The sequence below is a fragment of the Streptomyces abikoensis genome (assembly GCF_014648775.1).
In the GTDB taxonomy this organism is placed as follows: Bacteria; Actinomycetota; Actinomycetes; order Streptomycetales; family Streptomycetaceae; genus Streptomyces; species Streptomyces abikoensis.
This window is the reverse complement of sequence record NZ_BMRT01000004.1, coordinates 49961-76467: the sequence shown is the minus strand read 5'-3', so window position 1 is coordinate 76467 and position 26507 is coordinate 49961. Positions and strand designations below refer to the sequence as shown.

Annotated in this window: 22 protein-coding genes; 14 read left to right on the top strand and 8 right to left on the bottom strand. The window is 72.0% G+C overall.

Features of this window, described 5'->3' with window-relative positions; translation table 11 throughout:
• Positions 1-5: 5 nt before the first annotated feature.
• The 3 genes from IE096_RS14350 to panB all read right to left on the bottom strand — a co-directional run bounded on the left by IE096_RS14350 (position 6) and on the right by panB (position 2910).
• Positions 6-830 carry an ABC transporter permease gene (locus tag IE096_RS14350; RefSeq protein WP_189451854.1) on the bottom strand — a complete coding sequence of 275 codons (825 nt, stop codon included), beginning with the start codon at positions 828-830 and terminating at the stop codon, positions 6-8.
• On the bottom strand, positions 827-1876 hold the full coding sequence (locus IE096_RS14345; RefSeq protein WP_189451853.1) for an ATP-binding cassette domain-containing protein: 1050 nt from the start codon (positions 1874-1876) through the stop codon (positions 827-829). The genes IE096_RS14350 and IE096_RS14345 overlap by 4 nt, the downstream gene beginning before the upstream one ends.
• Before the next feature lie 164 nt (positions 1877-2040).
• Positions 2041-2910: a 3-methyl-2-oxobutanoate hydroxymethyltransferase gene (gene panB, locus IE096_RS14340; RefSeq protein ID WP_189451852.1), complete on the bottom strand. Its 870-nt coding sequence runs from the start codon at positions 2908-2910 to the stop codon at positions 2041-2043.
• Between the two features lie 233 nt (positions 2911-3143).
• On the opposite strand from panB, the gene IE096_RS14335 reads away from it, so the two are divergent.
• The 5 genes from IE096_RS14335 to IE096_RS14315 all read left to right on the top strand — a co-directional run bounded on the left by IE096_RS14335 (position 3144) and on the right by IE096_RS14315 (position 8233).
• Complete coding sequence (locus tag IE096_RS14335) at positions 3144-4784, top strand: DHA2 family efflux MFS transporter permease subunit (protein ID WP_189451851.1); 1641 nt, start codon at positions 3144-3146, stop codon at positions 4782-4784.
• A gap of 11 nt (positions 4785-4795) precedes the next feature.
• Positions 4796-5461 carry a TetR/AcrR family transcriptional regulator gene (locus tag IE096_RS14330; RefSeq protein ID WP_229820183.1) on the top strand — a complete coding sequence of 222 codons (666 nt, stop codon included), beginning with the start codon at positions 4796-4798 and terminating at the stop codon, positions 5459-5461.
• A 212-nt stretch (positions 5462-5673) separates the two neighbouring features.
• Positions 5674-6708 (top strand): endonuclease/exonuclease/phosphatase family protein, encoded by a 1035-nt coding sequence (locus tag IE096_RS14325; RefSeq protein WP_189451849.1) that lies wholly within the window; start codon positions 5674-5676, stop codon positions 6706-6708.
• A 75-nt stretch (positions 6709-6783) separates the two neighbouring features.
• Positions 6784-8013 carry an MFS transporter gene (locus IE096_RS14320; protein ID WP_189451848.1) on the top strand — a complete coding sequence of 410 codons (1230 nt, stop codon included), beginning with the start codon at positions 6784-6786 and terminating at the stop codon, positions 8011-8013.
• Complete coding sequence (locus tag IE096_RS14315) at positions 7961-8233, top strand: DUF2277 domain-containing protein (RefSeq protein ID WP_189451847.1); 273 nt, start codon at positions 7961-7963, stop codon at positions 8231-8233. The genes IE096_RS14320 and IE096_RS14315 overlap by 53 nt, the downstream gene beginning before the upstream one ends.
• 19 nt (positions 8234-8252) lie before the next feature.
• Here the strand turns inward: IE096_RS14315 and IE096_RS14310 are convergent, their stop codons facing one another.
• The gene (locus IE096_RS14310) at positions 8253-10007 is read right to left on the bottom strand and encodes an NAD+ synthase (protein ID WP_189451846.1); all 1755 of its coding nucleotides are present in this window, start codon (positions 10005-10007) and stop codon (positions 8253-8255) included.
• A 182-nt stretch (positions 10008-10189) separates the two neighbouring features.
• On the opposite strand from IE096_RS14310, the gene IE096_RS31445 reads away from it, so the two are divergent.
• A complete protein-coding gene (locus tag IE096_RS31445) occupies positions 10190-11014 on the top strand; it encodes a DUF4234 domain-containing protein (RefSeq protein ID WP_229820182.1) in 825 nt (274 codons plus the stop codon).
• Positions 11015-11086: 72 nt separating this feature from the next.
• Here IE096_RS31445 and IE096_RS14300 read toward each other — a convergent pair whose 3' ends face one another.
• A complete protein-coding gene (locus tag IE096_RS14300) occupies positions 11087-12697 on the bottom strand; it encodes a multicopper oxidase family protein (RefSeq protein ID WP_189451845.1) in 1611 nt (536 codons plus the stop codon).
• An 86-nt stretch (positions 12698-12783) separates the two neighbouring features.
• A complete protein-coding gene (locus IE096_RS14295; protein ID WP_189451844.1) occupies positions 12784-13239 on the bottom strand; it encodes a DUF6153 family protein in 456 nt (151 codons plus the stop codon).
• Positions 13240-13428: 189 nt separating this feature from the next.
• Between IE096_RS14295 and gadC the strand changes: the two genes are divergently transcribed.
• Positions 13429-14916 (top strand): glutamate/gamma-aminobutyrate antiporter GadC, encoded by a 1488-nt coding sequence (gene gadC / locus IE096_RS14290; protein WP_189451843.1) that lies wholly within the window; start codon positions 13429-13431, stop codon positions 14914-14916.
• Positions 14917-14985: 69 nt separating this feature from the next.
• Positions 14986-15891, top strand: coding sequence for an alpha/beta fold hydrolase (locus tag IE096_RS14285; protein ID WP_189451842.1), 906 nt, complete (start codon positions 14986-14988; stop codon positions 15889-15891).
• Positions 15892-15913: 22 nt separating this feature from the next.
• Here the strand turns inward: IE096_RS14285 and IE096_RS14280 are convergent, their stop codons facing one another.
• The gene (locus IE096_RS14280) at positions 15914-16495 is read right to left on the bottom strand and encodes a Uma2 family endonuclease (protein WP_189451841.1); all 582 of its coding nucleotides are present in this window, start codon (positions 16493-16495) and stop codon (positions 15914-15916) included.
• A gap of 220 nt (positions 16496-16715) precedes the next feature.
• Here IE096_RS14280 and glnA2 point away from each other — a divergent pair, with 220 nt between their 5' ends.
• The 3 genes from glnA2 to IE096_RS14265 are packed head-to-tail and all read left to right on the top strand — an operon-like array spanning position 16716 to position 21638.
• The gene (gene glnA2 / locus IE096_RS14275) at positions 16716-18077 is read left to right on the top strand and encodes a gamma-glutamylpolyamine synthetase GlnA2 (protein WP_189451840.1); all 1362 of its coding nucleotides are present in this window, start codon (positions 16716-16718) and stop codon (positions 18075-18077) included.
• A 58-nt stretch (positions 18078-18135) separates the two neighbouring features.
• Positions 18136-21249: a bifunctional [glutamine synthetase] adenylyltransferase/[glutamine synthetase]-adenylyl-L-tyrosine phosphorylase gene (locus IE096_RS14270; protein ID WP_189451839.1), complete on the top strand. Its 3114-nt coding sequence runs from the start codon at positions 18136-18138 to the stop codon at positions 21247-21249.
• Between the two features lie 41 nt (positions 21250-21290).
• Positions 21291-21638 (top strand): VOC family protein, encoded by a 348-nt coding sequence (locus IE096_RS14265; RefSeq protein WP_189451838.1) that lies wholly within the window; start codon positions 21291-21293, stop codon positions 21636-21638.
• Positions 21639-21659: 21 nt separating this feature from the next.
• Here the strand turns inward: IE096_RS14265 and IE096_RS14260 are convergent, their stop codons facing one another.
• On the bottom strand, positions 21660-23057 hold the full coding sequence (locus tag IE096_RS14260) for an alpha-amylase (protein WP_189451837.1): 1398 nt from the start codon (positions 23055-23057) through the stop codon (positions 21660-21662).
• A gap of 336 nt (positions 23058-23393) precedes the next feature.
• On the opposite strand from IE096_RS14260, the gene IE096_RS14255 reads away from it, so the two are divergent.
• The 3 genes from IE096_RS14255 to IE096_RS14245 are packed head-to-tail and all read left to right on the top strand — an operon-like array spanning position 23394 to position 26492.
• Positions 23394-24695 carry an extracellular solute-binding protein gene (locus IE096_RS14255; protein ID WP_189451836.1) on the top strand — a complete coding sequence of 434 codons (1302 nt, stop codon included), beginning with the start codon at positions 23394-23396 and terminating at the stop codon, positions 24693-24695.
• Positions 24696-24702: 7 nt separating this feature from the next.
• On the top strand, positions 24703-25647 hold the full coding sequence (locus tag IE096_RS14250) for a carbohydrate ABC transporter permease (protein ID WP_189451835.1): 945 nt from the start codon (positions 24703-24705) through the stop codon (positions 25645-25647).
• On the top strand, positions 25644-26492 hold the full coding sequence (locus IE096_RS14245; protein ID WP_189451834.1) for a sugar ABC transporter permease: 849 nt from the start codon (positions 25644-25646) through the stop codon (positions 26490-26492). The genes IE096_RS14250 and IE096_RS14245 overlap by 4 nt, the downstream gene beginning before the upstream one ends.
• The last annotated feature ends 15 nt before the right edge of the window (positions 26493-26507 follow it).

Genomic DNA, 26507 nt, shown 5'->3' with positions numbered 1-26507 from the left:
TGCCGTCAGGTCTTGCGGCGGAACTTCGACACCGCCAGCGGCGCGGTCACCAGTGTGATCGCCGCCGCCCAGGCCAGCGTCATCCACACCGAGTGGGCCACCGGACCGCCGTTGATCAGGTTGCGGGCGGCGTCGGCGAGGTTGGAGAGCGGGTTGTACTTGGTGAAGCCCTCCAGCCAGCCGGGCATCTTCGTCGTGGGGGCGAAGATGGAGCTGCCGAACTGCAGGGGCATGAGCACGAGCATGGCGACCCCCTGGACGGCCTGGGCCGTCTTCATGGTCAGACCCAGCAGGATGAAGATCCACATCAGCGAGGCGCCGAAGGCCATGGCCAGCGCCACGGCCGCCAGCAGGTGGAGCACCGAGGTGTGGACGGTCAGGCCGAGGGCGAAGCCCATGGCCAGCAGGATCGAGGTCGCGACGAGCATCCGGCCGGCCTCGACGACGATCTTCGCGATGAGGACGGAGGACCGGGCTATCGGCATCGTGCGGAAGCGGTCCATCACCCCCTTCTTGAAGTCGTCGTTGACGCCCGTGCCGACCGCCATGGCGATGTTCATGCCCATCATCGCCATCAGGCCGGGCACCAGGTAGTTCACGTACTCCTGCTCGTGGCCCTTGCCGGCGATGTTGCCGCCGAAGACATAGGTGAACAGCAGGATGAAGATGACCGGCATCAGGACGGCGTCGAACATCGACTCCGGGTCCGCCTTGATCTGCAGCATGTTGCGGCGCGCGAGCGCGCTGATGTGCCGCAGGTTGGCGCGCGGGCCGATCCGGCCGTCGTGGGCGGGCGCCGCCACGGGCGCGTCGATCGTCGCCGCGCTCATGCCGCGACCTCCTCGGGTGCGTCGGTACGGATGGTGTCGTCGCTGCCGGTGGCGTCCGCGGGCTCGGCCCCGGTGGACGCCTTCTTGCCCGTCACCGCCAGGAACACCTCGTCCAGGCTGGGCAGATGGGTGCTGATCCCCGAGATGGCGAAGCCGCGCTCGCCCAGCAGCCCGACCACGGCGGTCAGCTGCTCGTCGCTGACGATCGGGACGTTGACCACGCCCTCCGCCTCGTCGGCGGTCGCGCCGGCGAGGCCCGCCAGCCCGGCCAGCTCCACCGCCTCGGCCATCCGCGCCAGCTCGGCGCGGTCGGCCGGGCGTATCTGCAGGGTGCGGCCGCCGACCTTGGCCTTGAGCTCGTCGATCCGGCCGCCCGCGATCACCCGGCCCCGGTCGACGACCGTCAGCTCGTCGGCGAGCTGCTCGGCCTCCTCCATGTACTGGGTGGTGAGCAGGACGGTCGCGCCCTCGGCCACCATCCGCTGGACCTCCGTCCACACCTCGTTCCGCGTGCGCGGGTCGAGACCGGTGGTGGGCTCGTCCAGATAGAGGACCGACGGCTGCCCGATCATGGAGGCGGCCAGGTCGAGCCGGCGGCGCATGCCGCCCGAGTACTGCATGGCGGGGCGCTTGGCGGCCTCCGTCAGCGAGAAGCGCTCCAGCATCTCCTCGGCCCGGCGGCGGGCGTCCTTGCGGGAGAGATCGAGCAGCCGCCCGATCATGTAGAGGTTCTCCACGCCGGAGAGCTTCTCGTCGACCGAGGCGTACTGGCCGGTCAGCCCGATGACCCGGCGCAGCTGCCGGGGCTGGGTCAGCACGTCGTACCCGGCGACCCGGGCGCTGCCGGCGTCCGGCCGGAGCAGTGTCGACAGGCATCTGACGAGCGTGGTCTTGCCGGCGCCGTTGGGGCCGAGGACACCGAGGACGGTGCCCTCGCGTACGTCCAGATCGACCCCGTCGAGGGCCTTGGTGGCACCGAAGTGCTTGACCAGGCCCCGCACTTCCACCGCGTTGCCGCCGCGGCGGGGGATGTCGTTTCGCGTCATGCCCACCACGGTGCCAGGGGGCACTGACATCGGGCCGACAGCCTGTGGACGACGTCGGCGGCCCACCGACAGATCGCCGACAGGCCGCCGACACCGGACGGGCCGGAATCAGCCCGTCCGGCGTTTGAGGACGACGCGCGACAGCGCGGCCCTCGAGAATGCGCCTAGTGGAACGAGTGCTCCTCCGCCGGGTAGGCGCCGTTCACGACGTCCTCGGCGAATCCCTTGGCCGCGTCCGCGAGGACATCGCGCAGCTTCGCGTACTGCTTGACGAAGCGCGGCAGGCGGCCGGCCGTCATGCCGGCCATGTCCGTCCACACCAGGACCTGCGCGTCGCACTCCACGCCCGCGCCGATGCCGACCGTGGGGATGTGGAGGATGCGGGTGACCTCGGCGGCGAGCTCCGCCGGGACCAGCTCCAGGACGACCGCGAAGGCGCCCGCGTCCTGGACGGCCTTGGCGTCGCGCAGCAGCTGCTGGGCCGCCTCCTCGCCGCGGCCCTGGACCGGGTAGCCGCCGTAGGCGTTGACGGACTGCGGGGTGAGGCCGATGTGGGCCATCACCGGGATGCCGGCCTGGACCAGCAGCTCGATCTGGTGGGCCGAGCGCTCGCCGCCCTCCAGCTTGACCGCGCCGACCCCGGCCTCCTTCACCAGCCGGGTGGCGCTGCGCAGCGCCTGGACCGGCCCCTCCTGGTACGAGCCGAAGGGCAGGTCGCCGACGATGAGGGCGCGCTTGGTGCCGCGTACGACGGCCGCCGACAGCAGGGTCATCTCGTCCATGGTGACCGGCACCGTGGACTCGTAGCCGAGGTGACAGTTGCCCATGGAGTCGCCGACGAGCATGACGGGTATGCCGGCCTCGTCGAAGACGGAGGCCGTCATCGCGTCGTAGGCGGTGAGCATGGGCCACTTCTCGCCGCGCTCCTTGGCGGCGGCGATGTCACGGACGGTGATGCGCCGGGAACTCGTACCGCCGTACAGCGCCTTGTCGCTCTTGCGGCTGCTGTCGGGGGTCTTCAAGGCATGCGTCATTGCCGTGGCTCCTGTATTCGTCGTCTCGAGGCGCCCTGACGGCGTCCCCGGATCACCTCCATGCTGACACGCCCCTCCCGGGGGCGGTAGTGACCCCCCGGGAAACTTCTTGTACGACGCATGCGGTGTGTGGCGCCCCGCTCACGGGCGTAAAGACGGCTGCGTAGAGACGGCTGCGTAAAGACCGCTCAATACGGAACGGGTCCGTCTCGAAATAACCGTAGGGTGGGCGCATGGCAACCCCCGGGGCCGCGCCGCCCCCCTCCCGCCGGGTCCCCGAGGCCGTCCACCGCAGACGCTGGGCGATCCTCGCCGTGCTGCTGCTCAGCCTGCTCATGGTCGTCCTGGGCAACTCCGTCCTCAACGTGGCGATGAAGACGATCGCCGCGCCCGCCCCCACCGGTCTCGGCGCCACCCAGAGCGAGCTGGAGTGGGCCATCAACGCCTACACGCTCGTCTTCGCCGGGATACTGTTCACGGCCGGCCTGCTGGGCGACCGGCTGGGCCGCAAGAAGGTCCTGCTCTTCGGCATGGTGGTGTTCGGCCTCGGCTCCGCCCTCGCGTCCGTGTCGGGCTCGCCCGGAGAGCTGATCGCCTACCGGGCCGTGATGGGCCTCGGCGGCGCGTTCGTGATGCCCGCCACCCTCGCGATCATCATGAACGTCTTCGAGCGCGAGGAGCAGCCCAAGGCCATCGGCATCTGGGCGGGCGCGGTCGGGCTGGCCATCGCCATGGGGCCGATCGCCGGCGGCCTGCTGCTGAGCCGCTTCTGGTGGGGCTCGGTCTTCCTGATCAACATCCCGATCGTGGCCGTCGCCCTCGTCGCGATGACGATCCTCGTCCCCGACTCCAAGGACCCCCGCCCGGGCCGGCTCGACCCGCTCGGCGTGCTGCTGTCCGTCGTCGGGCTCGTCCTGCTGGTCTACGGCATCATCACGGGCGGCCGGCTCGCCGACTTCACCGTGCCCGAGGTCTACGGCACGGCGGCCGCCGGGCTGCTCGTACTGACCCTGTTCGTGCTGCACGAGCGGCGCAGCGAGCACCCCGCCCTCGACGTGCGCTACTTCCGCAACCCGGCCTTCTCCGCCGCGGTCACCTCGCTGGCGCTGGTCTTCTTCGCCCTGATGGGCGTCACGTTCCTCATGGTCTTCTACCTCCAGAGCGCCCGCGGCTACAGCCCGCTGCACAGCGGGCTGCTGATGCTGCCGCTGGCCGCCGCCCAGATGGTCTTCGCGCCGCGCGCCCGGCTGGCCGTCGCCCGTTTCGGGGCGCGGGCGGTGTGCACCGGCGGCATGGTGATGATCGCGATCACCATGGCGGGCTACGTCCTGCTGGACCGGGACGGGCCGGTCTGGCTGATGGAGGTGCTCTTCTTCTGCCAGGGCACCGCGATGGCCCACATCAGCCCGCCCGCCACCGTGTCGATCATGCAGTCGCTGCCCCGGGAGAAGGCGGGCTCCGGCTCCGCCGTGAACAACACCTTCCGGCAGCTCGGTGCCGCGCTCGGGGTGGCCGTCCTCGGCTCGCTCCTCTCCGCCGTCTACCGCTCGGGCATCCGCGACCGGCTCGACGCCGTACCCGGCCTGAGCGCGGACGCCCGGCACGCGGCGGGCGAGTCCATCGAGGCCACCCTGACCGCCGCCCGGCGGCTCGGCCCGGCCGGGCACGAGCTCGTCGGCCCGGCCCGCGACGCCTTCGTCCACGCCATGCACGTCACCGTCCTCGGCGCGAGCGCCGTCGCCCTGCTGGGCGCGCTCGTCGCCGCGCTCTTCCTGCCCGCCGGCCGGCCCGGCCGCCCCGGCGGGGGCGCGGCCCCGCCGGGTGCGGCGGAGAAGGCGGAAGAGGCGGAAGAGGGCGCGGGGGCGGGCCAGTGAGCGCGGGGCCGGTGAGCGGTGCGCCCGTCCCGGCGGAGCGGCGCGGGCGGCCGCGCAGCGCGGCCGTCGACCGGGCCGTCATCGAGACCGTGCTGCGGCTCCTCGAGGACGGCGTGACGGTCGCCGAGCTGTCCATGGAGCGGATAGCCCGCGAGGCGGGCGTCGGCAAGGCCACCGTCTACCGGCGCTGGGCGGGCAAGGAGGCGCTGATGCTCGACGTGCTGCGCTCCCTCGACGCCGGCGCCCCCGAGCTCACCGGCGGCCCGGCCCGCGACGACCTCGTCGCCCTGCTGGAGTTCCTGCGCCGGCGCGGCCTGGCCAAACGCTCCTCGGCCGTGCTGCGCACGGCCGTCGCGCAGGTCCGCGCCCACCCCCGGCTGTGGCAGGAGTACCACGACACGGTCGTCGCGGCCCGGCGCCGCGCCTTCCACGAGGTGCTGCGGCGCGGCATGGCGGCGGGGGAGATCCGGGCCGACCTCGACGTCGACCTCCTCACCGACCTCTTCGTCAGCCCCATGCTCTCCCGCGCGATCCTCCACGACTGGCAGGAGCTGCCGGAGGGGCTGGCCGAGCAGATCGTCGACACGGTCCTGGAGGGCGTGCGCGCCCGCCCGGCGGACCGCCCAGGTGACTCGCCCGGGTCGTCCGGCGCCGCCGTTCCGGGCCGGAAGTCCTGATTCCGGTGGGTTCCGGGTGGCCTGGGACGTCCTCATGTGCCCGTTCTGTCACAGCATCCCGTGCCGGGCCCGCAGCGCGGAACCCGGTGGGACCGGACGGTCGTCCTCCCACCCGACGCCCCGGCCAGGAGCGTTCGGGTCAGCCCCGCGTGCCATGATCACCTATCGTCCGGTACCGGGGGCGAGCAGCGATGGAGCAGTGAGGACAGCCGATGCCGCAGGCGCACATGGAGGAGACGGGCCTTGAGGGAGCGGGCCCCGCGCGGACCGATTCCGGGGCCCCGGCGCTCCAGAGCCGGCTGGACCGCTGGCGCCGTCAGTGGCAGGGCCCCGGCATCTGGCGGCGCGGCGTCGTGCTCGCCGTTCTCGCCGGTCTGCTGGGCCTGCTGATGCTGATCCACGCCGACCTGCCGAACAAGGTCGGCAACCTCGGCAGCCTCACCGAGACGTTCCTGCCGTGGCTGGGCCTGTTCGTCCCGGTGCTGCTGGCCCTGGCGCTGTGGCGCCGCTCGGCCACCGCGCTGATCGCCCTGCTGCTGCCCGCCGTCGCCTGGGTCAACCTCTTCGGCGGGCTGCTGACCGACAAGTCCGGCAAGGGCGGCAACTTCACCGTCGCCACCCACAACGTCAACGCCGAGAACCCCGACCCCGCCCGCACCGCCCGGGCCGTCGCCGCCTCCGGCGCCGACGTCGTGGCCCTGGAGGAGCTCAGCGACGCCTCGCGCTACGAGAAGGCGATGGCGGGCACGTACAAGTACCACTCCGTGCAGGGCACGGTCGGCGTGTGGAGCAAGTACCCGCTGACGGACGCCGGGCCGGTCGACATCAAGATGGGCTGGACCCGCGCGCTGCGCGCCACCGTCCAGACGCCGCAGGGCCCGGTGGCCGTCTACGTCGCCCACCTGCCCTCGGTGCGGGTCAAGTTCAACGCCGGCTTCACCGCCGGGCAGCGCGACAACAGCGCCCAGGCGCTCGGCCAGGCCATCGCCCGCGAGCCGGTGAAGAAGGTCGTCCTCCTCGGCGACCTCAACGGCACCATGAACGACCGCTCCCTCGCCCCCGTCACCTCCCAGCTCCGCTCGGCCCAGGGCGCGGCCGGCGACGGCTTCGGCTTCAGCTGGCCCGCGAGCTTCCCCATGGCCCGCATCGACCAGATCATGGTGCGCGGCATGGACCCGGTCTCCGCGTGGACGCTGCCCGCGACGCCCAGCGACCACCTGCCGGTGGCGGCCCGCGTCAAGATCTGACGCACGGGCCCGTAGGCTGGAAGGCTGCTTCGTACACCCGATTCGCACACCCTTCCGCCCTTCGAAAGGTCTCTCATGCCCCTGGCGCTGCTGGCGCTCGCCGTCTCCGCCTTCGGCATCGGAACGACCGAGTTCGTGATGATGGGCCTGCTGCCCAACGTCGCGGACGACCTCGGCACCTCCGTCCCCACCGCCGGCTACCTGGTCTCCGCCTACGCCCTCGGCGTCGTCTTCGGCGCCCCCCTGCTCACCGCCCTCGGCGCGCGGATCCCGCGCAAGCGGATGCTGATCCTGCTCATGGCGGTCTTCACGGTCGGCAACCTGGCCTCGGCCCTGGCCCCGAACTTCGGGCTGCTCACCGCGGCCCGCGTCCTGGCCGGACTGCCGCACGGCGCGTTCTTCGGCGTGGGGTCCGTGGTCGCCGCCCGCCTCGTCGACGAGGGACGGCAGGCCCGGGCCGTCTCCATGATGTTCCTCGGCCTGACGGTCGCGAACATCGTCGGCGTCCCCGCGGCCACCCTCCTCGGGCAGCACCTGGGATGGCGCGCGACGTTCCTCGTCGTGGCCGCGATCGGCCTGGCGGCGATGGCCGCCCTCGCCCGGCTGATCCCCGAGCTGCCGCCCGAGCAGGGCGGGGGACTGGCCAAGGAGCTGCGCGCCCTGGGCGGCCGTCAGGTGCTGCTGGGCCTGCTGACCACGGTCTTCGGTTTCGCGGGCGTCTTCGCCGTCTACAGCTACCTGTCCGCGATGGCGGTGGAGGTCACCGGCTTCTCCGAAACCTCGGTCACGTTCGTGCTGGCGCTGTTCGGCACCGGCATGACCCTGGGAGTCCTCGCGGCCGGCCCCCTCACCGACCGCGCCCCGCGCCCCACGCTCTACGGAGCCCTGGCCGGCCTCGCGGCGGTCCTCGTGGCCTTCGACCTCACCGTGCACGTGAAGTGGGCCGCGCTGGTGACGGTCGTCCTGCTCGGCGCCGCCGGCTCCATGACCAGCACGCCCCTCCAGATGCTCATCATGAACAAGGCCAAGGCCGCCCCCACCCTGGCCGCCGCCTCCAACCACTCGGCCTTCAACCTCGCCAACGCGGGCGGCGCCTGGCTCGGCGGCGTCGCCATCGCGGCGGGCTGGGGCTGGACCTCGCCCACGCTGGTGGGCGCGGCCCTGGCGGTGGTGGGCCTGACGATCGCGGTCCTCGCGGGCGCCCTGGACCGGGGAGAGACCTCGCGCGTGGTCACGGGGGCACACTTGGAGCATGTGCCGCAGCATCAAGACGCTCAGACCGCCGGCCACACCGGAGCCCACTGAGGCCGACGTCCGCGCCGCCGCCCTCCAGTACGTCCGCAAGATCTCCGGCTTCCACACCCCCGCCGCCCACAACCGGGCCGTCTTCGACGAGGCCGTGGACGCGGTGGCGGAGGCGACGGAACGGCTCCTGGCCGGGCTGGTCGTGCGCGGGGCGTCGGCCACGAACCCGTCCACGAACGCCGGACGGGCCGGCCATGTGGCCGGCCCGTCCGGGGGTTGATCAGGGGTCGCGGGTTCGGTCAGGCCGTCTCGCGCCAGCCGTTGGTGATGGGAAGACGGCGGTCCTTGCCGAAGCCCTTCGGAGAGATCTTGGTGCCCGGCGGGTACTGGCGGCGCTTGTACTCCGCCGTGTCGACCAGGCGCAGGATCCGGGTGACGAGCTCCGGGTCGAAGCCCGCCGCGACGATGTCGGCGCGGCCCCGGTCGCGGTCGACGTAGAGCTCCAGGATGCGGTCGAGGACGTCGTAGTCCGGGAGGGAGTCCGTGTCCACCTGGCCGGGGCGCAGCTCGGCGCTCGGGGGCTTGGTGATGGAGTTCTCCGGGATCGGCGGGGTCTCGCCGCGCTCGGCCGCCGCCTGGTTGCGCCAGTTGGCGAGGCGGAAGATGCCGGTCTTGTAGACGTCCTTGATCGGGCCGTACGCGCCGACCGAGTCGCCGTAGAGCGTGGAGTAGCCGCAGGCCAGCTCGGACTTGTTGCCCGGGGCCAGGACGATGTGGCCCTCCTGGTTGGAGATCGCCATCAGCATCGTGCCGCGCAGCCGGGACTGGAGGTTCTCCTCGGCGAGGCCGGTCAGGCCCAGCGAGCCCATGTACGCGTCGAACATCGGGGCGATCGGCACGGTCCGGAAGTGGAGGCCCGTCCGGCGGGCGAGCTCCTCGGCGTCGGCGATCGAGTGCTCGGAGGAGTAGCGCGACGGCATGGCCACGCCGTACACGTTGTCCGCGCCGACCGCGTCGCAGGCGATCGCGGCGACCAGCGCCGAGTCGATGCCGCCGGACAGGCCGATGAGGACGCTCCGGAAGCCGTTCTTCTCCACGTACGCCCGCAGGCCCGCGACCAGGGCCGTGTAGACCTCCTCGTCGTCGCCCAGGTGGGGGGCGAGGCCGCCGGTGAACTCCGGCTCGTAGGCGGGGAGGGGGTCGGCGGAGACGGTGACGTGCTCGACGCGCAGGCCGTCGTCGACGACGCCGGAGGGGACGGTCGCCGGGGCGGCCGGCAGGTCCAGGTCGAGGACGAGGCAGGTCTCCTCGAACTGCGGGGCGCGGGCGATGACCTCGCCGTCGCGGCCGACGACGATCGAGTCGCCGTCGAAGACCAGCTCGTCCTGGCCGCCGGTCGTCGCGAGGTAGGCGGTGACGCAACCGGCCTCCTGGGCGCGCTTGCGCACCAGTTCCAGCCGGGTGTCGTCCTTCTCGCGCTCGTAGGGGGAGGCGTTGATGGAGAGCAGCAGCCCGGCCCCGGCGGAGCGCGCGGCGGGCACGCGGCCGCCCTCCTGCCAGAGGTCCTCGCAGATGGCCAGCGCCACGTCCACGCCGTGGACGCGCAGCACCGGCATCGTCTCGCCGGGCACGAAGTAGCGGAACTCGTCGAAGACGCCGTAGTTCGGCAGGTGGTGCTTGGCGTAGGTCAGCACGGCCTCGCCCCGGTGCAGCACGGCACCGGCGTTGCGCGGGGCCCCGGCGGGGCGGCCCAGGCGCGGGCGGGCCTCCTCGCTGCGGTCCAGATAGCCGACGACCACGGGCAGCTCGCCCAGGCCCTCGGCCTGGAGGCGGGCGGCCAGCGCGCGCAGCGCGTCACGGCTGGCCGTGACGAAGGAGGAGCGCAGGGCGAGGTCCTCGACGGGGTACCCCGTCAGCGCCATCTCGGGAAACGCCACCAGGTGGGCGCCCTGCTCGGCGGAGCGCCGGGTCCAGTGGACGATCCGCTCGGCGTTCCCGGCGATGTCGCCGACGCGGGAGTCGATCTGGTTCAGGGCGAGACGAAGTTGAGCCACGCGCCTCAGTGTAATCGTCTGACTGACGCGATGTGGTGTGAGGGCGGCCACGGCGACTCGGGAGAGATCCGTACCGATCTGGCCACGGAATGTGATCTTGTGACAAGCTGCGCGATCTGCCCATGGGGTGTCCTGCCGTGGGCCGGATGATGTTTTATCAGCATTTATCCCTAGGAGACCCGTTGAGCACGCAGCCGCCGCCGCAGTGGAACCCGCAACCTCCTGACGGCGGCCCCTACCCCCCGGCCATGCCCGGCCAGGGCACCCCCGGCCCGTACCAGGGCGGTTACGCCCAGCAGCAGCCGCCCTATGGCGGGCAGCCGCCGCAGTACGGCGGCGGTCAGCAGCCTTATGGGGGTCAGCAGTCGCCTTATGGCGCGCAGCAGCAGCCCTATGGCGGTCAGCAGCCCCAGGGTGGGCAGCAGGCGTACGGCGGTCAGCAGGCGTACGGCGGCCAGTCGCCCTACGGTGGTCAGTCGCCCTACGGTGAGCAGCCGGCCCACGGCGGCCAGCCGCAGCCCTACGGTCAGCAGGCTTCCGGTTACGGCTACCCGCCCGCCGCCGCCCAGCCCCCGGCCCCCTACGGGCAGCCGCAGGGCTCGGCCCACTACGGCCTGGCCATGAAGCGCCGCAACATCTTCGGCGTCTGGCTGGGTCTGCCGATCATCACCCTCGGAATCTATCTCCTGGTCTGGTACTACAAGATTCACAAGGAGATGGCGGAGTTCGACAGCCGGCGCAAGATCAGCCCGGGTGGCAGTCTGCTCACCATCATGTTCGGCGGCATCCTGATCGTTCCGCCGTTCGTCTCCGTCTACAACACCGGCAAGCGCATCGCCGACGCCCAGCGCGCGGCCGGTCTCCAGCCCAGCTGCAGCGGCGGTCTCGGCCTGCTGCTCGTCTTCCTCTTCGGCCTGTGGCCGCTGTACTACCAGAGCGAGCTCAACAAGATCGTCGAGCACTACCGGGGGACCGCGCCCGGCACCCAGGTGCCGCTCGCGGTCTGAGCCCGGGTGAACCGGTGAAGGGGAGGGCCCGGTGCGGGGCCCTCCCCTTTTCCCGCCCTACGCGGCCCCGCCCTACGCGCGGTAGCCGAGGACCGTCATCATCCCCGACTCCGCGTGGTAGACGTTGTGGCAGTGGATCATCCACAGCCCCGGGTTGTCCGCGTCGAAGTCGACCTCCAGCCGCTTGCCCGGCAGCACGATGGCCGTGTCCTTGCGCGCCCCGCCGCCCGGCAGCGCGAACGTGTGCCCGTGCAGGTGCATGGGGTGCCACATCGTGGTGGCGTTGACGAAGGCCAGCCGCACCCGCTCGCCCGCCGCCACCGGCTGGCGGTAGGAGGGCGAGTACGTCCGTCCGTTGATCGCCCAGTCGTACTTCGCCATCGAACCCGTCAGCTTCAGCGTGATCGTGCGGTCCGGCCGGCGCTCCTTGAGCGCGACCCCGCCGTCCGCCTTCAGCCGGTCCGCCGTCAGCGGGGCGCTCTCCAGCTCCCGGGGGCGCACGTCCGCCCCGGGCGCCGAACCGCCGCCCGTCCGCAGCAGGGCCAGCGCGGTGCGCTTCTTGCCCTCGGCCAGCGCGGTCAGCGGGAAGACGCCGTCCTTCACCTCCACCAGGACGTCGTAGCGCTCTCCCATACCGAGCAGGAGCGCGTCCGTCTGTATGTGCTCTACGGGGAAACCATCCGTATGGGTGACGGTCATCCGGTGATCGCCGAGGGCGACGCGGAAGGCGGTGTCGCCGCCCGCGTTGATCAGCCGGATCCGGACCCGGTCGCCGGGCTTCGCGCTGAAGGTCTCCGGCTCCTCCGGCGTCCGCCCGTTGACCAGGTAGTACGGGTAGGCGACATCGCCGGCGTCACCGCCGAGGACGTCACTGGTGGCGCCCATCAGCATCCGGGGCGGGCCGGTGGGGGAGGGGGAAGCGGCCCGTTCGGCGGACGTCATCGACATGTGCGACATGTCGTGCCCCCCGCCGTGGCTCATCCCGCCCCCGCCGCTGCCGCCCCCGCCGTGGTCCATGCCGCCCATGTCCATGCCCTTGGCGAGCTCCGCGAGCACCGCGTCCGGAGTGCTGCCGTCGACCCCGTCGACCCAGTCGTCGAGCACGACGACCCACTCCTTGTCGTACGTCAGCGGCTCCTTCGGGTCCTCCACGATCAGCGGCGCGTACAGCCCCCGGTCCTGCTGGGTGCCGGAGTGCGGGTGCAGCCAGTACGTGCCCGGGTGGCTGACCGTGAAGCGGTAGTCGTGCGACGCCCCCGCCGCGACCGGGCGCTGCGTCAGCCCCGGGACGCCGTCCATGTCGTTGCGCAGCGCCAGCCCGTGCCAGTGCACGGACGTGGGGACGGGCAGGTGGTTGGCGAGGGTGAGCGCGAGGGTGTCACCGGCCGTGACGCGGACCTCCCGGCCGGGCAGCGTGTCGCCGTAGGCCCAGCTCGCGACCGTACGGCCGCCCCCCAGGTCCAGCCGCGCGGGAGTCGCGGTGAGCCGCACCTGGCGGACCGGCCCCGTGCCGCGCCGGGCCTCGGCGGCCGCCACCTCGCGGCCGTCGGGGGAGACGAATCCGCCGGGGGCGGCGGAGGGGGAGGGGCTGTCGCCGCTGCCCTTCGAGCAGGCGGCCAGCAGTCCGCTTCCGGCAGCGGCGATCCCCGCGCCGAGCACGGCGCGGCGGGTGGTTTTGCGCATGGGAGTGCACCTCTGTGGTGTCGGTGGGTGTGCGTGATGACGAGCGCGTGCGCTGCCGCCGACGAGGCGGGCAGCGGAACGCGCCCCTATACGCGCAGCACCGACAGCCGGGCGAGGGCCTTCTGCCGTGGCGGGGGCGGGACGGGCCACAGCGCGCGCGAGAACCACGCGCGGGTGGCCACCGGGCCCGTACCGGGCCGGTCGGGGAAGAAGCGGAGGAAGGCGGCCAGGGCGAGGGCGAGCAGGAAGGCCGTGGCCGACCCCGTGCCGAGCACGGCGAGACATACGGACAGCGGATCCATGCCGCCGTGACCGCCGCCGTGGGGGGTGGACGCTGCCGGAACGGAGGCGTGTCCCGCACCCGGCGTGGCGTGGCCGGCCGATGCCATCGCGTGCCCGCCGGACGCCGTCGCGTGCGTCCCCGCCGTCGTCCCGTGGTCACGCGGGTGCCCGAGTGTGTGCATCGTCACGATGCCGAGCAGCAGCGCGGCGAACAGCAGCAGCCGGCCGCACCACGCGGCGACCCTCCGCCGTCCGTGCATCGCCCGCCTCCACAAGCCCGTTGACCTCCGGGCACCCTACCCCTCCGGGGTATCCGCCCTCCAGGCGGGCAGCGGCACGAGCCGGGGGCGCGATGTGCGAACGACGGCCCGAAGGCCCGATTATGGGACGAAACCGCTCGACGAACCGCACACGCGTGACGCACCGCCCGAAGGACGCTCTCCCCAGCAATGACCATCACGGAACAGGTCCGGGACGAACGTCCCCACACGGCTGCCCCCGCCACCGGAGCCGACGCCACAGGATCCGGCGCCACCCGTACGCAGTTCATCTCCTGGGCGACGCTCGCGATGATGACCACGGCGTCCGTGGCCAACCTCCGCCCGGCCCCCTCCATGGCCCTCTACGGCCTCGCCGCCGTCTTCCTCTACCTCCTCCCCGCCGTCGTCTTCCTGCTGCCGACCGCCCTGGTCTCGGCCGAGCTGGCCTCCGGCTGGACCGGCGGCATCCACCGGTGGGTGACCGAGGGCCTGGGCAAGCGGCTCGGATTCCTCGCGGTCTGGTGCCAGTTCGCGATGACCATCGCGTACTACCCCAGCCTGCTGGCCTACGTGGCGAGCACCTTCGCGTACGTCATCGACCCGTCCCTCGCGAACAACGGCCTCTACGTCGCGCTCGTCATCGTCGTCGTGTACTGGGCCGGGGTGCTGATCTCCGCGCGGGGTACGAAGGCCGTGGCCGGGCTCTCCAGCGTGGGGCTGGTCGTCGGCACGCTGATCCCGGGCGTCGTGCTCGTCCTCCTCGGCATGGTCTTCCTCGCCCAGGGCAACCCGTCGGCCGCGCCCATGGACGGCGGCCACGTCCTGCCGCCGTGGACCGGGCTCGCCAGCCTCGTCCTCATCGTCGGCAACTTCCTGTCGTACGCGGGCATGGAGATGAACGCCGTGCACGTCTCCTCGCTGCGCGAGCCCGGCAAGGAGTACCCGCGCTCGGTCTTCGCCGCCACCGGACTCGTTCTGCTGATCTTCATCCTCCCCGCGCTGGCCATCAGCTGGGTGATGCCGGGCAAGGACCTGAGCCTGACGGCCGGTGTGATGCAGGCCTTCCAGGGCTTCTTCGACCACTTCCACGTGGGCTGGCTGACCAAGGTCGTCGGCGTCCTGCTCGTCGCCGCGGCGCTCGGCGGCATGCTCACCTGGCTGGCCGGGCCCTCGCAGGGCCTGCTGATGGTCGCCCGTCAGGAGGGCTATCTGCCGCCCGCCCTGCAGAAGCTCAACAAGAACGGCGTCCCGCGCAACATCATGGTCGCCCAGGGCGTCCTGACCACGCTGATCGCCCTGCTCTACGCCTTCATCCCCGATGTCTCCAGCGCGTACTGGATCTTCTCGGTGGTCACGACGCAGATCTACCTCGTCGTCTACCTGCTGATGTTCGCCGCCGCCCTCCGGCTGCGCCGCACCCGTCCCGACCAGCCGCGCGGCTTCCGGGTCCCGGCGCTGGGCCTCGTCGCGGGCGTGGGCTTCGCGGCCTCCGTGGGGGCCATGTTCATCGGCTTCGTGCCGCCGGAGCAGTTCGGCGGCCAGCCGCTGTGGCGCTATCTGCTCATCGTCGGCGGCGGGCTGCTGACGCTCGGCTTCCTCGTCCCGCTGGCCTTCCTCGCCCTCCGCAAGCCGCACTGGGTGACGGCCGGGCGACAGGAGGCCACCCCCGTCGAGTAGCTTGTCCGTGCTCTCCGAAGCGGGCCGCCGACGACCGCCGGCCCGCGGGGACGGACCGAGGGGGACTCGATGAGCGCTACGGGCGGCGGCACGCACGGCACGGAACGGCCACCGGGACGGCCGCCGGGCCGGATGCTGCGGGTCGGCGGCGTGACCCTCCACGTGCTGCGCGAGGGCTCGGGGCCCGTGTGCGTCCTGAGCGCCGGGCTCGGCATGGGCTGGTTCGACTGGGAGCCGGTCGTCCCCCTGCTCACCCCGCACCGCACGGTCGTCCGCTTCGACCGCCCCGGGCTCGGCTTCAGCGCGGCGCCGCTGGAACCCCCCACCGCCGCCGCCGAGGCCGCCCGGATGGCGGGCGTCCTCGACGCGCTGGGCCTGCCCGGCCCGGCCACGGTCGTCGGCCACTCCCTGGCCGGCTTCCACGCCGAGGCCTATGCCCGGATGTACCCGGAGCGCACGGCCGGGCTCGTCCTCGTCGACGCCAGCGTCGTGCCGGACGCCCGGCCCGTGCCCGGCCGCGAACTGCGCACCGCCGCCGCCCGGGTGCGCGGCCGGGCCCTCGCCGCCGCCGGGCTGCCGCGCGCCCTCGGACCCGCCCTGCGCCGCCTCGCCGTCCGCGCCGCCTCCGTCACCCGCCACGACCCCGCCCCCGAGGACGTGGTGCGCCGGACGTACGGCACCGCGCGCGTGGCGCGCGCCATCGTCATGGAGAACGCCCGCTACCGCGACGTCGCCGCCGAACTCGAGGACCTGCGCGCCCACCACGGGCTGCCGCCCGTCCCCGTCACCGTGCTCGCCGCCTCCCCGGGCACCGGCTCCGCCGAGGAACGCCGCTGGCTGGAGCGCCAGCGCGCCCTCGCCGACCGCCTCGACGGCCGCTTCGAGGCCGTGGCCCCGGCCGGCCACCTGCTGATGTACGACCGCCCCCAGGCCATCGCCGCGGCGGTGCTCGCGACTCCGTTCATACGGGCGTGAGGGGGCTACGGGCCCGTTCGGCTCAGCGCACCCAGTCCTTGAGGGGCTCGGTGTCCAGTTCGATGCCCACCGGGTCGGGGAGCGTCAGCGACTTGCCGAAGGGGACGATGCGGACCTGCTCGTAGCGGACGCCGTCGGGGTCGCTGTACACGACGGCCTCGCAGGTATCCCGGTCGATCAGGAGGTACGCCGGAATCCCGGCCTCGGCGTAGGCGCGGGGCTTCTCGGTACGGTCGCGCCGGTCGGTGTCCGAGTCGTAGGAGGTGACCTCCACGACCATGAGCACGCCCTCGGTGGAGGCCCACTCGCCCTGGCCGACGAAGGCGTCACTGGGCGCGAGCGTGCCGTCCGGGCGGGCATTCCCCTTGCGGTAGGCGGGGAGGCTCAGCCCCTGCTCGTGCAGCCACAGCTCGGGACGTGCCTGGATGCAGACACGCGTCAGCCACTGGATGATGCGGCCGTGGTCGCCGTCCGGCACGGGCTTGACCCCCAACTTCCCGTTGATGAACTCCAGGCGCACGCCTTCCACGGTGCGGGCGGCCAGGCGCGCGAACTCCTCGAACTCCTCGGGCAGCATCTGCGGCCGGTCGGAAATCGCGGTCATCGGCTGTCCTCCCTCGCTCCGTCTCGGACGATAGCGGACTACGTCCCCGTATGCGGCCGGCGGCGCTTTTCGTATGGGCATAAGTACGATGACTGAAGGAAACCGAGGGGGGAGCGGCGTCGTCCGGAAACCCACCGGTAACCCGGGGACGTGATACTCAAGGTCCAGCCCGTGCCGCACCCGGTGAAACGAGCCGTCTGACCTGCAAGGATAGGTTGCCATGGATAAGCAGCAGGAGTTCGTGCTCCGCACGCTCGAAGAGCGCGACATCCGGTTCGTCCGGCTGTGGTTCACCGATGTCCTCGGCTATCTGAAGTCCGTGGCCGTGGCCCCCGCCGAGCTCGAGCAGGCCTTCGACGAGGGCATCGGCTTCGACGGCTCGGCGATCGAGGGCTTCGCGCGGGTGTATGAATCGGACATGATCGCCAAGCCGGATCCGGGCACCTTCCAGATCCTGCCCTGGCGCGCCGAGGCCCCCGGCACCGCCCGGATGTTCTGCGACATCCTGATGCCGGACGGCTCCCCGTCGTACGCCGACCCGCGCTACGTCCTCAAGCGCATCCTCGCCAAGACCTCCGACCTCGGGTTCACCTTCTACACCCACCCCGAGATCGAGTTCTTCCTGCTCAAGGACAAGCCCGTCGACGGCACCCGCCCCGTGCCCGCCGACTCCTCCGGCTACTTCGACCACACGCCCACCGGCGTCGGCATGGACTTCCGCCGCCAGGCCATCACGATGCTCGAATCCATGGGCATCTCGGTCGAGTTCAGCCACCACGAGGGCGCCCCCGGCCAGCAGGAGATCGACCTGCGCTACGCCGACGCGCTCTCCACCGCCGACAACATCATGACCTTCCGCATCGTGATGAAGCAGGTGGCGCTGGAGCAGGGCGTCCACGCGACGTTCATGCCCAAGCCGTTCTCGGACTTCCCGGGCTCCGGCATGCACACCCACCTCTCCCTCTTCGAGGGCGACCGCAACGCCTTCCACGAGTCCGGCGCCGAGTACCAGCTGTCCAAGGTCGGCAAGTCCTTCATCGCCGGACTGCTCAAGCACGCCGGTGAGATCTCCGCCGTCACCAACCAGTGGGTCAACTCCTACAAGCGCATCTGGGGCGGCTCCCAGCGCACCGCCGGCGCCGGCGGCGAGGCCCCCTCGTACATCTGCTGGGGCCACAACAACCGCTCCGCGCTCATCCGCGTGCCCATGTACAAGCCCGGCAAGACCGGCTCCACCCGGGTCGAGGTCCGCTCCATCGACTCCGGAGCCAACCCCTACCTGACCTACGCCGTCCTCCTCGCGGCGGGTCTCAAGGGCATCGAGGAGGGGTACGAACTCCCCGCGGGCGCCGACGACGACGTGTGGGCGCTGTCCGACGCCGAGCGCCGGGCCATGGGGATCGAGCCGCTGCCGCAGAACCTCGGCGAGGCCATCGAGCTGATGGAACGCAGCGAACTGGTCGCCGAGACCCTGGGCGAGCACGTCTTCGACTTCTTCCTGCGCAACAAGAAGCAGGAATGGGAGGAGTACCGGTCGGAAGTGACCGCGTTCGAGCTGCGCAAGATGCTGCCGGTGCTCTGACCGCACGGCCGACACGGCGGACGAGGACCACCCCGGACGATCAGCGAGAGGGCCAGCGATGACCGTGCCCGACGGGCGGCGGAGCAGTACCTACAGCCGGCTGCTGCGCTGCGGGTTCACCGCCGTGGCCGACGCCGAGCGGCTCCTGGGGACCCCCGCGCTGGGGTCCCTGGGCACCGGCCCCGTGCTGCTCGACGCCCTCGGCGCCACGGCCGACCCCGACCTCGCGCTGCGCGGGCTCGTCCGGCTCGCCGAGTCCCTCGCCGCCCGGGACGACGCCGACCGGCAGGCCCTCCTCGACACCCTCGCCGCCGCCAAGCCGCTGCGCGACCGGCTGCTGGGCGTCCTCGGCACGTCCGAGGCGCTCGGCGACCACCTCGCCCGGCACCCCGACGACTGGCACGCCCTCGACAGCTTCGAGGCCACCGACCTCCACCCCGCCGTCCCCGAGTTCGAATGGGCCCTCGCCGACGGGGCCCGCCGCGGCCGCGAGGCCGGGCTGACACCCCCCGACGCGCTGCGCGCCGCCTACCGGCGCGCCCTCCTCGGCATAGCGGCCCGCGACGTCAGCGGCAGCACCGACGTGGCCGAGGCCGCCGCCGAACTCGCCGACCTGGCCACCGCCACCCTCCGCGCCGCCCTCGCGATCGCCACCGAGGAAGAGCCGGCCGACGCCGCCGCCTGCCGGCTCGCCGTCATCGGCATGGGCAAGTGCGGCGGCCGCGAGCTCAACTACGTCTCCGACGTCGACGTCATCTTCGTCGCCGAGGCCCGCGACGGCACCGCCGAGGCCACCGCCCTGCGCTCCGCCACCCGCCTCGCCTCCCGGATGATGCGGATCTGCTCCGACGTCACCGCCGAGGGCACCATCTGGACCGTCGACGCCAACCTCCGCCCCGAGGGCCGCAACGGCCCCCTGGTGCGCACCCTCTCCAGCCACCTCGCCTACTACCAGCGCTGGGCCAAGACCTGGGAGTTCCAGGCCCTCCTCAAGGCCCGGCCCGTCGCCGGCGACCTCGCCCTCGGCCAGGACTACGTCGACACCCTCTCCCCGCTCGTCTGGCAGGCCGCCGAGCGCGACAACTTCGTCACCGACGTCCAGGAGATGCGCCGCCGCGTCGTCGACTCCATCCCCGCCGCCCAGGTCGACCGCGAGATCAAACTCGGCCCCGGCGGCCTGCGCGACGTCGAATTCGCCGTCCAGCTCCTCCAGTTGGTGCACGGACGCAGCGACGCCACCCTGCGCTCCGGATCCACCCTCGACGCGCTCGCCGCCCTCGCCGCCGGCGGCTACGTGGGCCGCGCCGACGCCAGACTCATGGGCGACGCCTACCGCTTCCTGCGCACCATGGAGCACCGCATCCAGCTCCACCGGCTGCGCCGCACCCACCTCGTGCCCGACCGCGAGGACGACCTGCGCCGCCTGGGCCGCTCCCTGGCCCGTACGTACGAGTGGGCCCCCGGCAAGGAACCGGTCGCCGAATTCGGCCGGCAGTGGAAGCTCCACGCCCGCGAGGTCCGCCGGCTGCACGAGAAGCTCTTCTACCGGCCGCTGCTCGACGCCGTCGCCCAGCTGGAACCCGGCGAGATCCGCCTCAGCCCCAAGGCCGCCGGCCAGCGCCTCGCGGCCCTCGGCTACGCCGACCCCGCCGCCGCCCTCCGCCACCTGGAGGCCCTCGCCTCCGGCGTCACCCGCAAGGCCGCCATCCAGCGGACGCTGCTGCCCGTGCTGCTGGGCTGGTTCGCCGACTCCGCCGACCCCGACGCCGGGCTGCTCAACTTCCACAAGGTCTCCGACGCCCTCGGCAAGACCCCCTGGTACCTGCGGCTGCTGCGCGACGAGGGCGCCGCCGCAGAGAACCTCGCCCGCGTCCTGTCCGCCGGCCGGCTCGCCCCCGACCTGCTGCTGCGCGCCCCCGAGGCCGTCGCCCTCCTCGGCGACTCCGGGGGCCTGCGCCCACGCGGCCGCGAGGCCCTGGAACAGGAGGTCCTCGCCGCCGTCGGCCGCGCCGAGGACGCCGAGGCGGCCATCGTCGCGGTGCGCGGCGTCCGCCGCCGCGAGCTGTTCCGCACCGCGGCCGCCGACATCATCGGCGCCTACGGGCGCGTCGGCCCCGCCGCCCGCGCCCACGCCTCCGGCGAGCACGGCACCGGCTCGCGCGGCGCCGCCGAGACCGCCGGGAACGACCACGCCGCCCGCGCCGGCATTGTCGGCGACGCCGTCTCCGACCTCAACGCCGCCGCCGTCGCCGGCGCCCTGCGCGCGGCCGTCCGGGGCGAGTGGGGCGACACCCTGCCCACCCGGTTCGCGGTCATCGGCATGGGCCGCTTCGGCGGCCACGAACAGGGCTACGGATCCGACGCGGACGTCCTGTTCGTCCACGAGCCGCGCGAAGGCGTCTCCGACGAGGACGCCGCCAAGGCCGCCTTCGCCGTCGCCGGCGAGATGCGCCGGCTGCTCCAGCTCCCCACCACCGACCCGCCGCTGCTCGTCGACGCCGACCTGCGGCCCGAGGGCAAGTCCGGGCCGATCGTCCGCACCCTCGCCTCCTACGCCGCCTACTACCGCCGCTGGTCGCTGGTGTGGGAGAGCCAGGCCCTGCTGCGCGCCGAGCCCGTCGCGGGCGACGCCGACCTGGGCCGGCGATTCATCGAGCTGATCGACCCGCTGCGCTACCCGCCCGAGGGCCTCGGCGAGGACGCCGTCCGCGAGATCCGCCGCCTCAAGGCCCGCATGGAGTCCGAGCGGCTCCCGCGCGGCGCCGACCCCACCACCCACACCAAGCTGGGACGCGGCGGCCTGTCGGACGTCGAATGGACCGTCCAGCTCCTCCAGATGCGGCACGGCCACTCCGAGCCCGGCCTGCGCACCACCCGCACCCGCGAGGCCCTCGCCGCCGCGTGTGCCGCCAGGCTGCTCACCACCGAGGAGGCCCGCATCCTCGACGAGGCGTGGGTGCTGGCGACGAGCGTCCGCAACGCGGTGATGCTGGTGCGCGGCCGGCCCGGCGACACGTTCCCGGGCGAGGCCCGGGAACTGGCCGCGGTGGGCCGGTACCTGGGCTACCCGGCGGGGCACGGCGGGGAGATGCTGGACGACTACCGGCGGACGACGCGCCGGGCGCGTGCGGTGGTGGAGGACCTGTTCTACGGGAGCCCGGGCCCCCGCTGAGCGGGGGCACAAGACAGCTTCGTTCTCGTTTGGAGGCACTGATGACCGTCCGACGTGTCGTGCCCAACATCCGGTCGGAGGCCGGGAGGGAGAGCCGGGAGTTCTACGGCCTGCTGGGCTTCGAGGAGGTCATGAACCACGGCTGGATCATGACGCTCGCTTCCCCGTCCAGCCCGGCGGCGCAGATCAGTGTCATGACCGACGACAGGACCGCGCCCATCGCCCCCGACATGAGCGTCGAGGTGGACGACGTGGACGCGGCTTACGCGGTCATGGTGAAGAGCGGTGCGGAGATCATTCACCCCTTGCAGGACGAGGAGTGGGGCGTGCGGCGGTTCTTCGTTCGCGACCCCAGCGGGCGGGTGGTCAACGTGCTGGGCCACCTCTGACGGCCCTTCCCGCTCCGGGCGTCAGCCACAGCCACGCGCGCCCACATGCAGCGCCAGTGCCGTGTTCGGTGCGACCGTCGCCGTGAAGCGGCCGTCCGCGCCCACCGCGACGCGACGGCCGCTCTGGACGTCGCAGTAGTCCCCACCCGGCAGCGACGTCTGAAAGGTCCGACTCAGCGCGAACCCCTCGTGGTTGACCACCACGTACCCCTTGTCGCCCCGCGCGAAGGCGATCGCCTGATAGCCGTTGTCCCACCACCCCGTCACCGGCGTGCCCCGCACCGCGTTGCGGAACGCCACCATGCTCCGGATCTCCGGCCACGCGTGCTGGCACTTCCAGCCGTCCTGCCAGCACGCTCCCACCGCGCCCCCGCGAGGCGGTCCCGCATCGCGGTCGGTGAACTCGTAGCCGGAGTGGACGTCCGGCGAGCCGTACGGCCAGGCGAGCATAAAGGCCTGCGCCAGTGTGTAGTTCGCGCCGTCCTTGTACGTGAGAGTGTCGCCGTTGCGCTCGGTGTCGTGGTTGTCGACGAAGACCGACGCCCTGTCGCTCGGCAGATAGGCCCAGCCCTCGCCGTAGTTCTTCAGGTAGGCCAGTCGTTCGCGCTGGAAGACGCGCTTGAGGTCGCGGGCGTAGCGGAACTCCTGGACGTCACCGGTGCGGGTGTACTCCTCGGGCCGGACGGCCTCGCCGGCGCCGTGGATCGTCTCCTGCTTCCAGTAGACGTCCGGCCGGCTCAGCTTCGCCTTGATCGCGGCGAGGTCGTCGGCGGCGATGTGCTTGGCGGCGTCGACGCGGAAGCCGTCGGCACCGAGGGAGAGCAGGTCGTCGAGGTAGCCGGCGATGGCGGTGCGGACGTGGTCGTTGCCGGTGTCGAGGTCGGCGAGACCGACCAGCTCACAGTTCTGGACGTCCGTGCGGCTGGTGTAATCGCTGATGGGCTTGCGACAGGTGTGGAAGTCGGTGTCGCCGTAGAGACCGGGGTAGCCGTACTTGGTATACGACGTGCCGCCCGTGCCCACGCCGGTGCCCGCCGCCATGTGGTTGACGACGGCGTCGACAACGACCTTCACGCCCGCCGCGTGGCAGGCGCGCGTCATCTCCGCGAAGGCGGCCCGGTCGCCGAGCCGGCCGGCGATCCGGTAGCCGACGGGCTGGTAGGAGGTCCACCACTGGGGCCCCTGGATGTGTTCCTGGGGCGGGGAGACCTGGACGTATCCGTAGCCGGAGGGGCCGAGGGTGTTCGCGCACTCGCGGGCCACGGACTTGAGGTCCCATTCGAAGAGGACGGCGGTGACGTCCTTCCCGCCGGGGGCGCTCGCCGCCGCCGGCGGGGCGCCGACGGCCGTTCCCACCAGGAGGGCGGCGGCCGCGACAGTAAGGATTCTCCGGGCGATTCCGGACGCGTTTCCGGGCATGTTTCCGGGCGTGCGAGTGGGGGGCACGGCGACTCCTGGCGTGGGGGTGGGGGCGGCGGTGCGGCGTTCGACGACCCCGCGCGGCAACCCGCCTTGCCCGTAAGGCCATGAAGGTTCTTGCAGCAAAGGTGCCCGCACGACCGCAACCGCTTGCCGGTCGAGACCGTACGAGCCCCGGCCGCACCGGTCAACCCTCTGGACACGGGATGGTTACAACCGCGAAATCTTGGGATTCCCTTCTTGCAAGGTCTTTCGCAAGAGATTGCAGCCTGTTAGCTTCCTCCTCAGCTCGGGCCGTCCTCCCCTCAGGCGGCCTCCCGAAAGAGGAGCATCCATATGCGAAGAGGCATATCGGTCGCCGCCGTTGTCGGTGCGCTGGCCCTGACCATGACCGCGTGCGGCGGTGGCGGCGACAACAGCGGTGACGGCTCCAAGGCGGCGAACGACCCGGGCGCCGTGAGCGGCACCATCACCTGGTGGGACACCTCCGACGCGACCAACGAGGCGCCGGCCTTCAAGAAGCTCGTCAAGGACTTCGAGGCCAAGTACCCGAAGATCAAGGTCGATTACGTCAACGTCCCCTTCGACCAGGCGCAGCAGAAGTTCAAGACGGCGGCCTCCACCGGCAAGGGCGCCCCGGACGTGCTCCGCTCCGACGTGGGCTGGACCCCGGGCTTCGCCCAGCTCGGCTACCTCAAGGACCTCACCGGCACCCCCGCTCTGGAGAACACCGGCGACTTCCTCGAAGGCCCGCTGAAGAACGCGGCGTACCAGGGCAAGACCTATGGCGTCCCCCAGGTCACCGACACCCTCGGGCTCCTCTACAACAAGGAGCTCTTCCAGAAGGCCGGCGTCGAGAAGACCCCGGCGAACTGGCAGGAGGTGAAGGAGGCGGCCGCGAAGGTCAAGGAGAAGACGGGCGCCGAGGGCATCGGCCTCAGCCCCGACAGCTACTACTCGCTGCCCTTCCTCTACGGCGAGAACAGCGACATGGTCGACGCCGCCAAGAAGAAGATCACCATCGCGAACGCCGCGTCCCTCAAGGGCATCGAGACCGCCGTCGACCTGGTGAAGTCCGGCGCCGCGCCGAAGCCCGCCGGCACCGACGGCTACAACGTCCTCAAGACGGACTTCAAGAACGGCAAGCTGTCGATGCTGATCGACGGCCCCTGGGCGACCAAGGAGATCTTCGGCGGCGACGCCTACAAGTCCCGGGAGAACCTGGGCATCGCGCCGATCCCGGCCGGTTCCACCGGCACGGCGGGCGCCCCGGTCGGCGGCCACAACCTCGTCGTCTACGCCGGGTCCAAGAACTTCGACGCCTCCTACCTCTTCACCCGGTTCATGACCGAGGCCGCCCAGCAGGAGAGCGTCTCCACCGCCGTCGGCGTGCTGCCGACCCGCAAGTCGGCCTACACCCAGGCCGTGCTGGCCGACCCGGTGCGCAAGTCCTACTACGAGGCGCTGAGCAAGGCCCACCCGCGCCCGCCGATCCCGCAGGGCGGCGACCTCTTCACCGAGTGGCTCCAGCACTACACCAAGATCCTGACGCTCAAGGAGGAGCCCAAGGCGGGCCTCGACGCCACGGCCAAGGCCTGGCAGTCCGCGCTCCTCAAGGACTACGGGGTCGAGGAGTAGGACCCCCATGGCTGCCACAGTCGTCACCCGGGTCAAGCGCTCCTTCGGCACGCACTGGTACGCGTGGGCGATGGTGCTGCCTGTCGTCATCGTCCTGGCGGTCCTCGTCGGGTATCCGTTGGGACGGGGCATCTACCTGTCCTTCACCGACGCCAACGAGGCCAACATCGGCCGGACGATCGGCGTCAACCACATCCCGTCGAGCTACCAGTTCGTCGGCCTCGACAACTACTGGAAGGTGCTCTCCGGCCAGGAGGGCCACTTCTACTCGCGGCTGGGCTGGACGGTCGTGTGGACGGCGTCCTGTGTGGTGCTCCACTACACGATCGGCCTGGGGCTGGCGCTGCTGCTCAACCGGCAGATGCGGTTCCGGACGCTGTACCGGGTGCTGCTGGTGCTGCCGTGGGCGGTGCCCGCGTTCGTCGCCACGTTCTCCTGGCGGCTGATGTTCAACGAGAAGTACGGCGTCCTCAACTCCTTCATGACCACGCTGGGCCTGGACCCGGTGGACTGGCTCGGCGACAGCTTCCTGCAGAAGGTCTCGGCGGTCGCCGTCAACGTCTGGCTGGGCGTGCCGTTCATGATGGTGGCCATCCTGGGCGGGCTGCAGTCGATCCCCGCCGAGCTCCACGAGGCGGCCGAGATGGACGGCGCCTCGCCGTGGCAGCGGTTCCGGCACGTGACGCTGCCGGGGCTGCGGGAGGTGAGCGGGACGGTGATCCTGCTCGGCGTCATCTGGACGTTCAACATGTTCCAGGTGATCTACCTGCTGATCGGCGCGGGGGCCAGTTCGGACAGCGAGATCCTGGTGACGTACTCCTACCGGCTCGCCTTCCAGGGCATCCGCGACTACGCGGGCTCGGCGACCTACGGGATCCTCATCCTCTCCCTCCTCCTGGTCTTCGCCGTCTTCTACCGCCGGACGCTCGCCCGACAGGAGGCCTCGCGATGACGAGCACCACCCCCCGCCCCCGCGGCGAGCGCTCCCGGGCGGCCTCGGCCGGGCTGCACACCGCGCTGATCGCCGCCTCGGCCGTGGCGCTGTTCCCCGTCCTGTTCGTCGTCTTCGTCTCGCTGCGCGGCCGCGACGGCTGGCAGGAGCCCACCCGGTTCGTGGGCTTCAGCCTGGACAACTACACCCATGTGCTGGGCGAGACGAAGTTCCTGACGTGGTTCGGCAACTCCGTGGTCGTCGCCCTCGGGGCGACCGTCCTGGGCGTGCTGGTCGCGGCGAGCGCGGGGTACGCGGTCTCGCGGATGCGCTTCCCCGGCCACCGGCCGCTGATGTGGACGTTCCTCGTCGTGCAGATGTTCCCGATGGCGGTGCTGATCGTGCCGCTCTACAACCTCCTCGGGCAGCTGGAGCTCCTCGACTCCTACACCGGCCTGATCGTCACCTACTGCTCGATCTCGGTGCCGTTCTGCGCGTGGATGCTCAAGGGCTACTTCGACACGATCCCCGCCGAGATCGACGAGGCGGGCCGGGTGGACGGGCTGACGCCCTTCGGCACGTTCTGGCGGCTGATCGTGCCGCTGGCCCGGCCGGGGCTGGCCGTCACCGCGTTCTACTCCTTCATCACGGCCTGGGGCGAGGTCGCCTTCGCCTCCCAGTTCATGAGCAGCGAGGAGCACTACACGCTCGCCGTGGGCCTGCAGACCTTCGTGGGCCAGCAGAAGGCCGAGTGGGGGCTGATGACGGCGGCGGCCGTGCTCATCACCGTCCCCGCCGGCGTGGTCTTCTTCCTCGCCCAGCGGCACCTGGTCGCCGGGCTCACCTCGGGCGGCACCAAGGGCTGACCCCTCGGCCCGACG

Bases quoted from the DNA above. Each gene is read 5' to 3' on its own strand.
- glnA2 (WP_189451840.1), top strand. From the start codon at position 16,716: ATGGATAAGCAGCAGGAGTTCGTGCTCCGCACGCTCGAAGAGCGCGAC.
- IE096_RS14270 (WP_189451839.1), top strand. From the start codon at position 18,136: ATGACCGTGCCCGACGGGCGGCGGAGCAGTACCTACAGCCGGCTGCTG.
- IE096_RS14335 (WP_189451851.1), top strand. From the start codon at position 3,144: ATGGCAACCCCCGGGGCCGCGCCGCCCCCCTCCCGCCGGGTCCCCGAG.
- IE096_RS14245 (WP_189451834.1), top strand. From the start codon at position 25,644: ATGACGAGCACCACCCCCCGCCCCCGCGGCGAGCGCTCCCGGGCGGCC.
- IE096_RS14295 (WP_189451844.1), bottom strand. From the start codon at position 13,239: ATGCACGGACGGCGGAGGGTCGCCGCGTGGTGCGGCCGGCTGCTGCTG.
- IE096_RS14285 (WP_189451842.1), top strand. From the start codon at position 14,986: ATGAGCGCTACGGGCGGCGGCACGCACGGCACGGAACGGCCACCGGGA.
- IE096_RS14250 (WP_189451835.1), top strand. From the start codon at position 24,703: ATGGCTGCCACAGTCGTCACCCGGGTCAAGCGCTCCTTCGGCACGCAC.
- IE096_RS14345 (WP_189451853.1), bottom strand. From the start codon at position 1,876: ATGACGCGAAACGACATCCCCCGCCGCGGCGGCAACGCGGTGGAAGTG.
- IE096_RS14300 (WP_189451845.1), bottom strand. From the start codon at position 12,697: ATGCGCAAAACCACCCGCCGCGCCGTGCTCGGCGCGGGGATCGCCGCT.
- IE096_RS14320 (WP_189451848.1), top strand. From the start codon at position 6,784: ATGCCCCTGGCGCTGCTGGCGCTCGCCGTCTCCGCCTTCGGCATCGGA.
- gadC (WP_189451843.1), top strand. From the start codon at position 13,429: ATGACCATCACGGAACAGGTCCGGGACGAACGTCCCCACACGGCTGCC.
- panB (WP_189451852.1), bottom strand. From the start codon at position 2,910: ATGACGCATGCCTTGAAGACCCCCGACAGCAGCCGCAAGAGCGACAAG.
- IE096_RS14265 (WP_189451838.1), top strand. From the start codon at position 21,291: ATGACCGTCCGACGTGTCGTGCCCAACATCCGGTCGGAGGCCGGGAGG.
- IE096_RS14260 (WP_189451837.1), bottom strand. From the start codon at position 23,057: ATGCCCGGAAACGCGTCCGGAATCGCCCGGAGAATCCTTACTGTCGCG.
- IE096_RS14350 (WP_189451854.1), bottom strand. From the start codon at position 830: ATGAGCGCGGCGACGATCGACGCGCCCGTGGCGGCGCCCGCCCACGAC.
- IE096_RS14315 (WP_189451847.1), top strand. From the start codon at position 7,961: ATGTGCCGCAGCATCAAGACGCTCAGACCGCCGGCCACACCGGAGCCC.
- IE096_RS14255 (WP_189451836.1), top strand. From the start codon at position 23,394: ATGCGAAGAGGCATATCGGTCGCCGCCGTTGTCGGTGCGCTGGCCCTG.
- IE096_RS14325 (WP_189451849.1), top strand. From the start codon at position 5,674: ATGCCGCAGGCGCACATGGAGGAGACGGGCCTTGAGGGAGCGGGCCCC.
- IE096_RS14280 (WP_189451841.1), bottom strand. From the start codon at position 16,495: ATGACCGCGATTTCCGACCGGCCGCAGATGCTGCCCGAGGAGTTCGAG.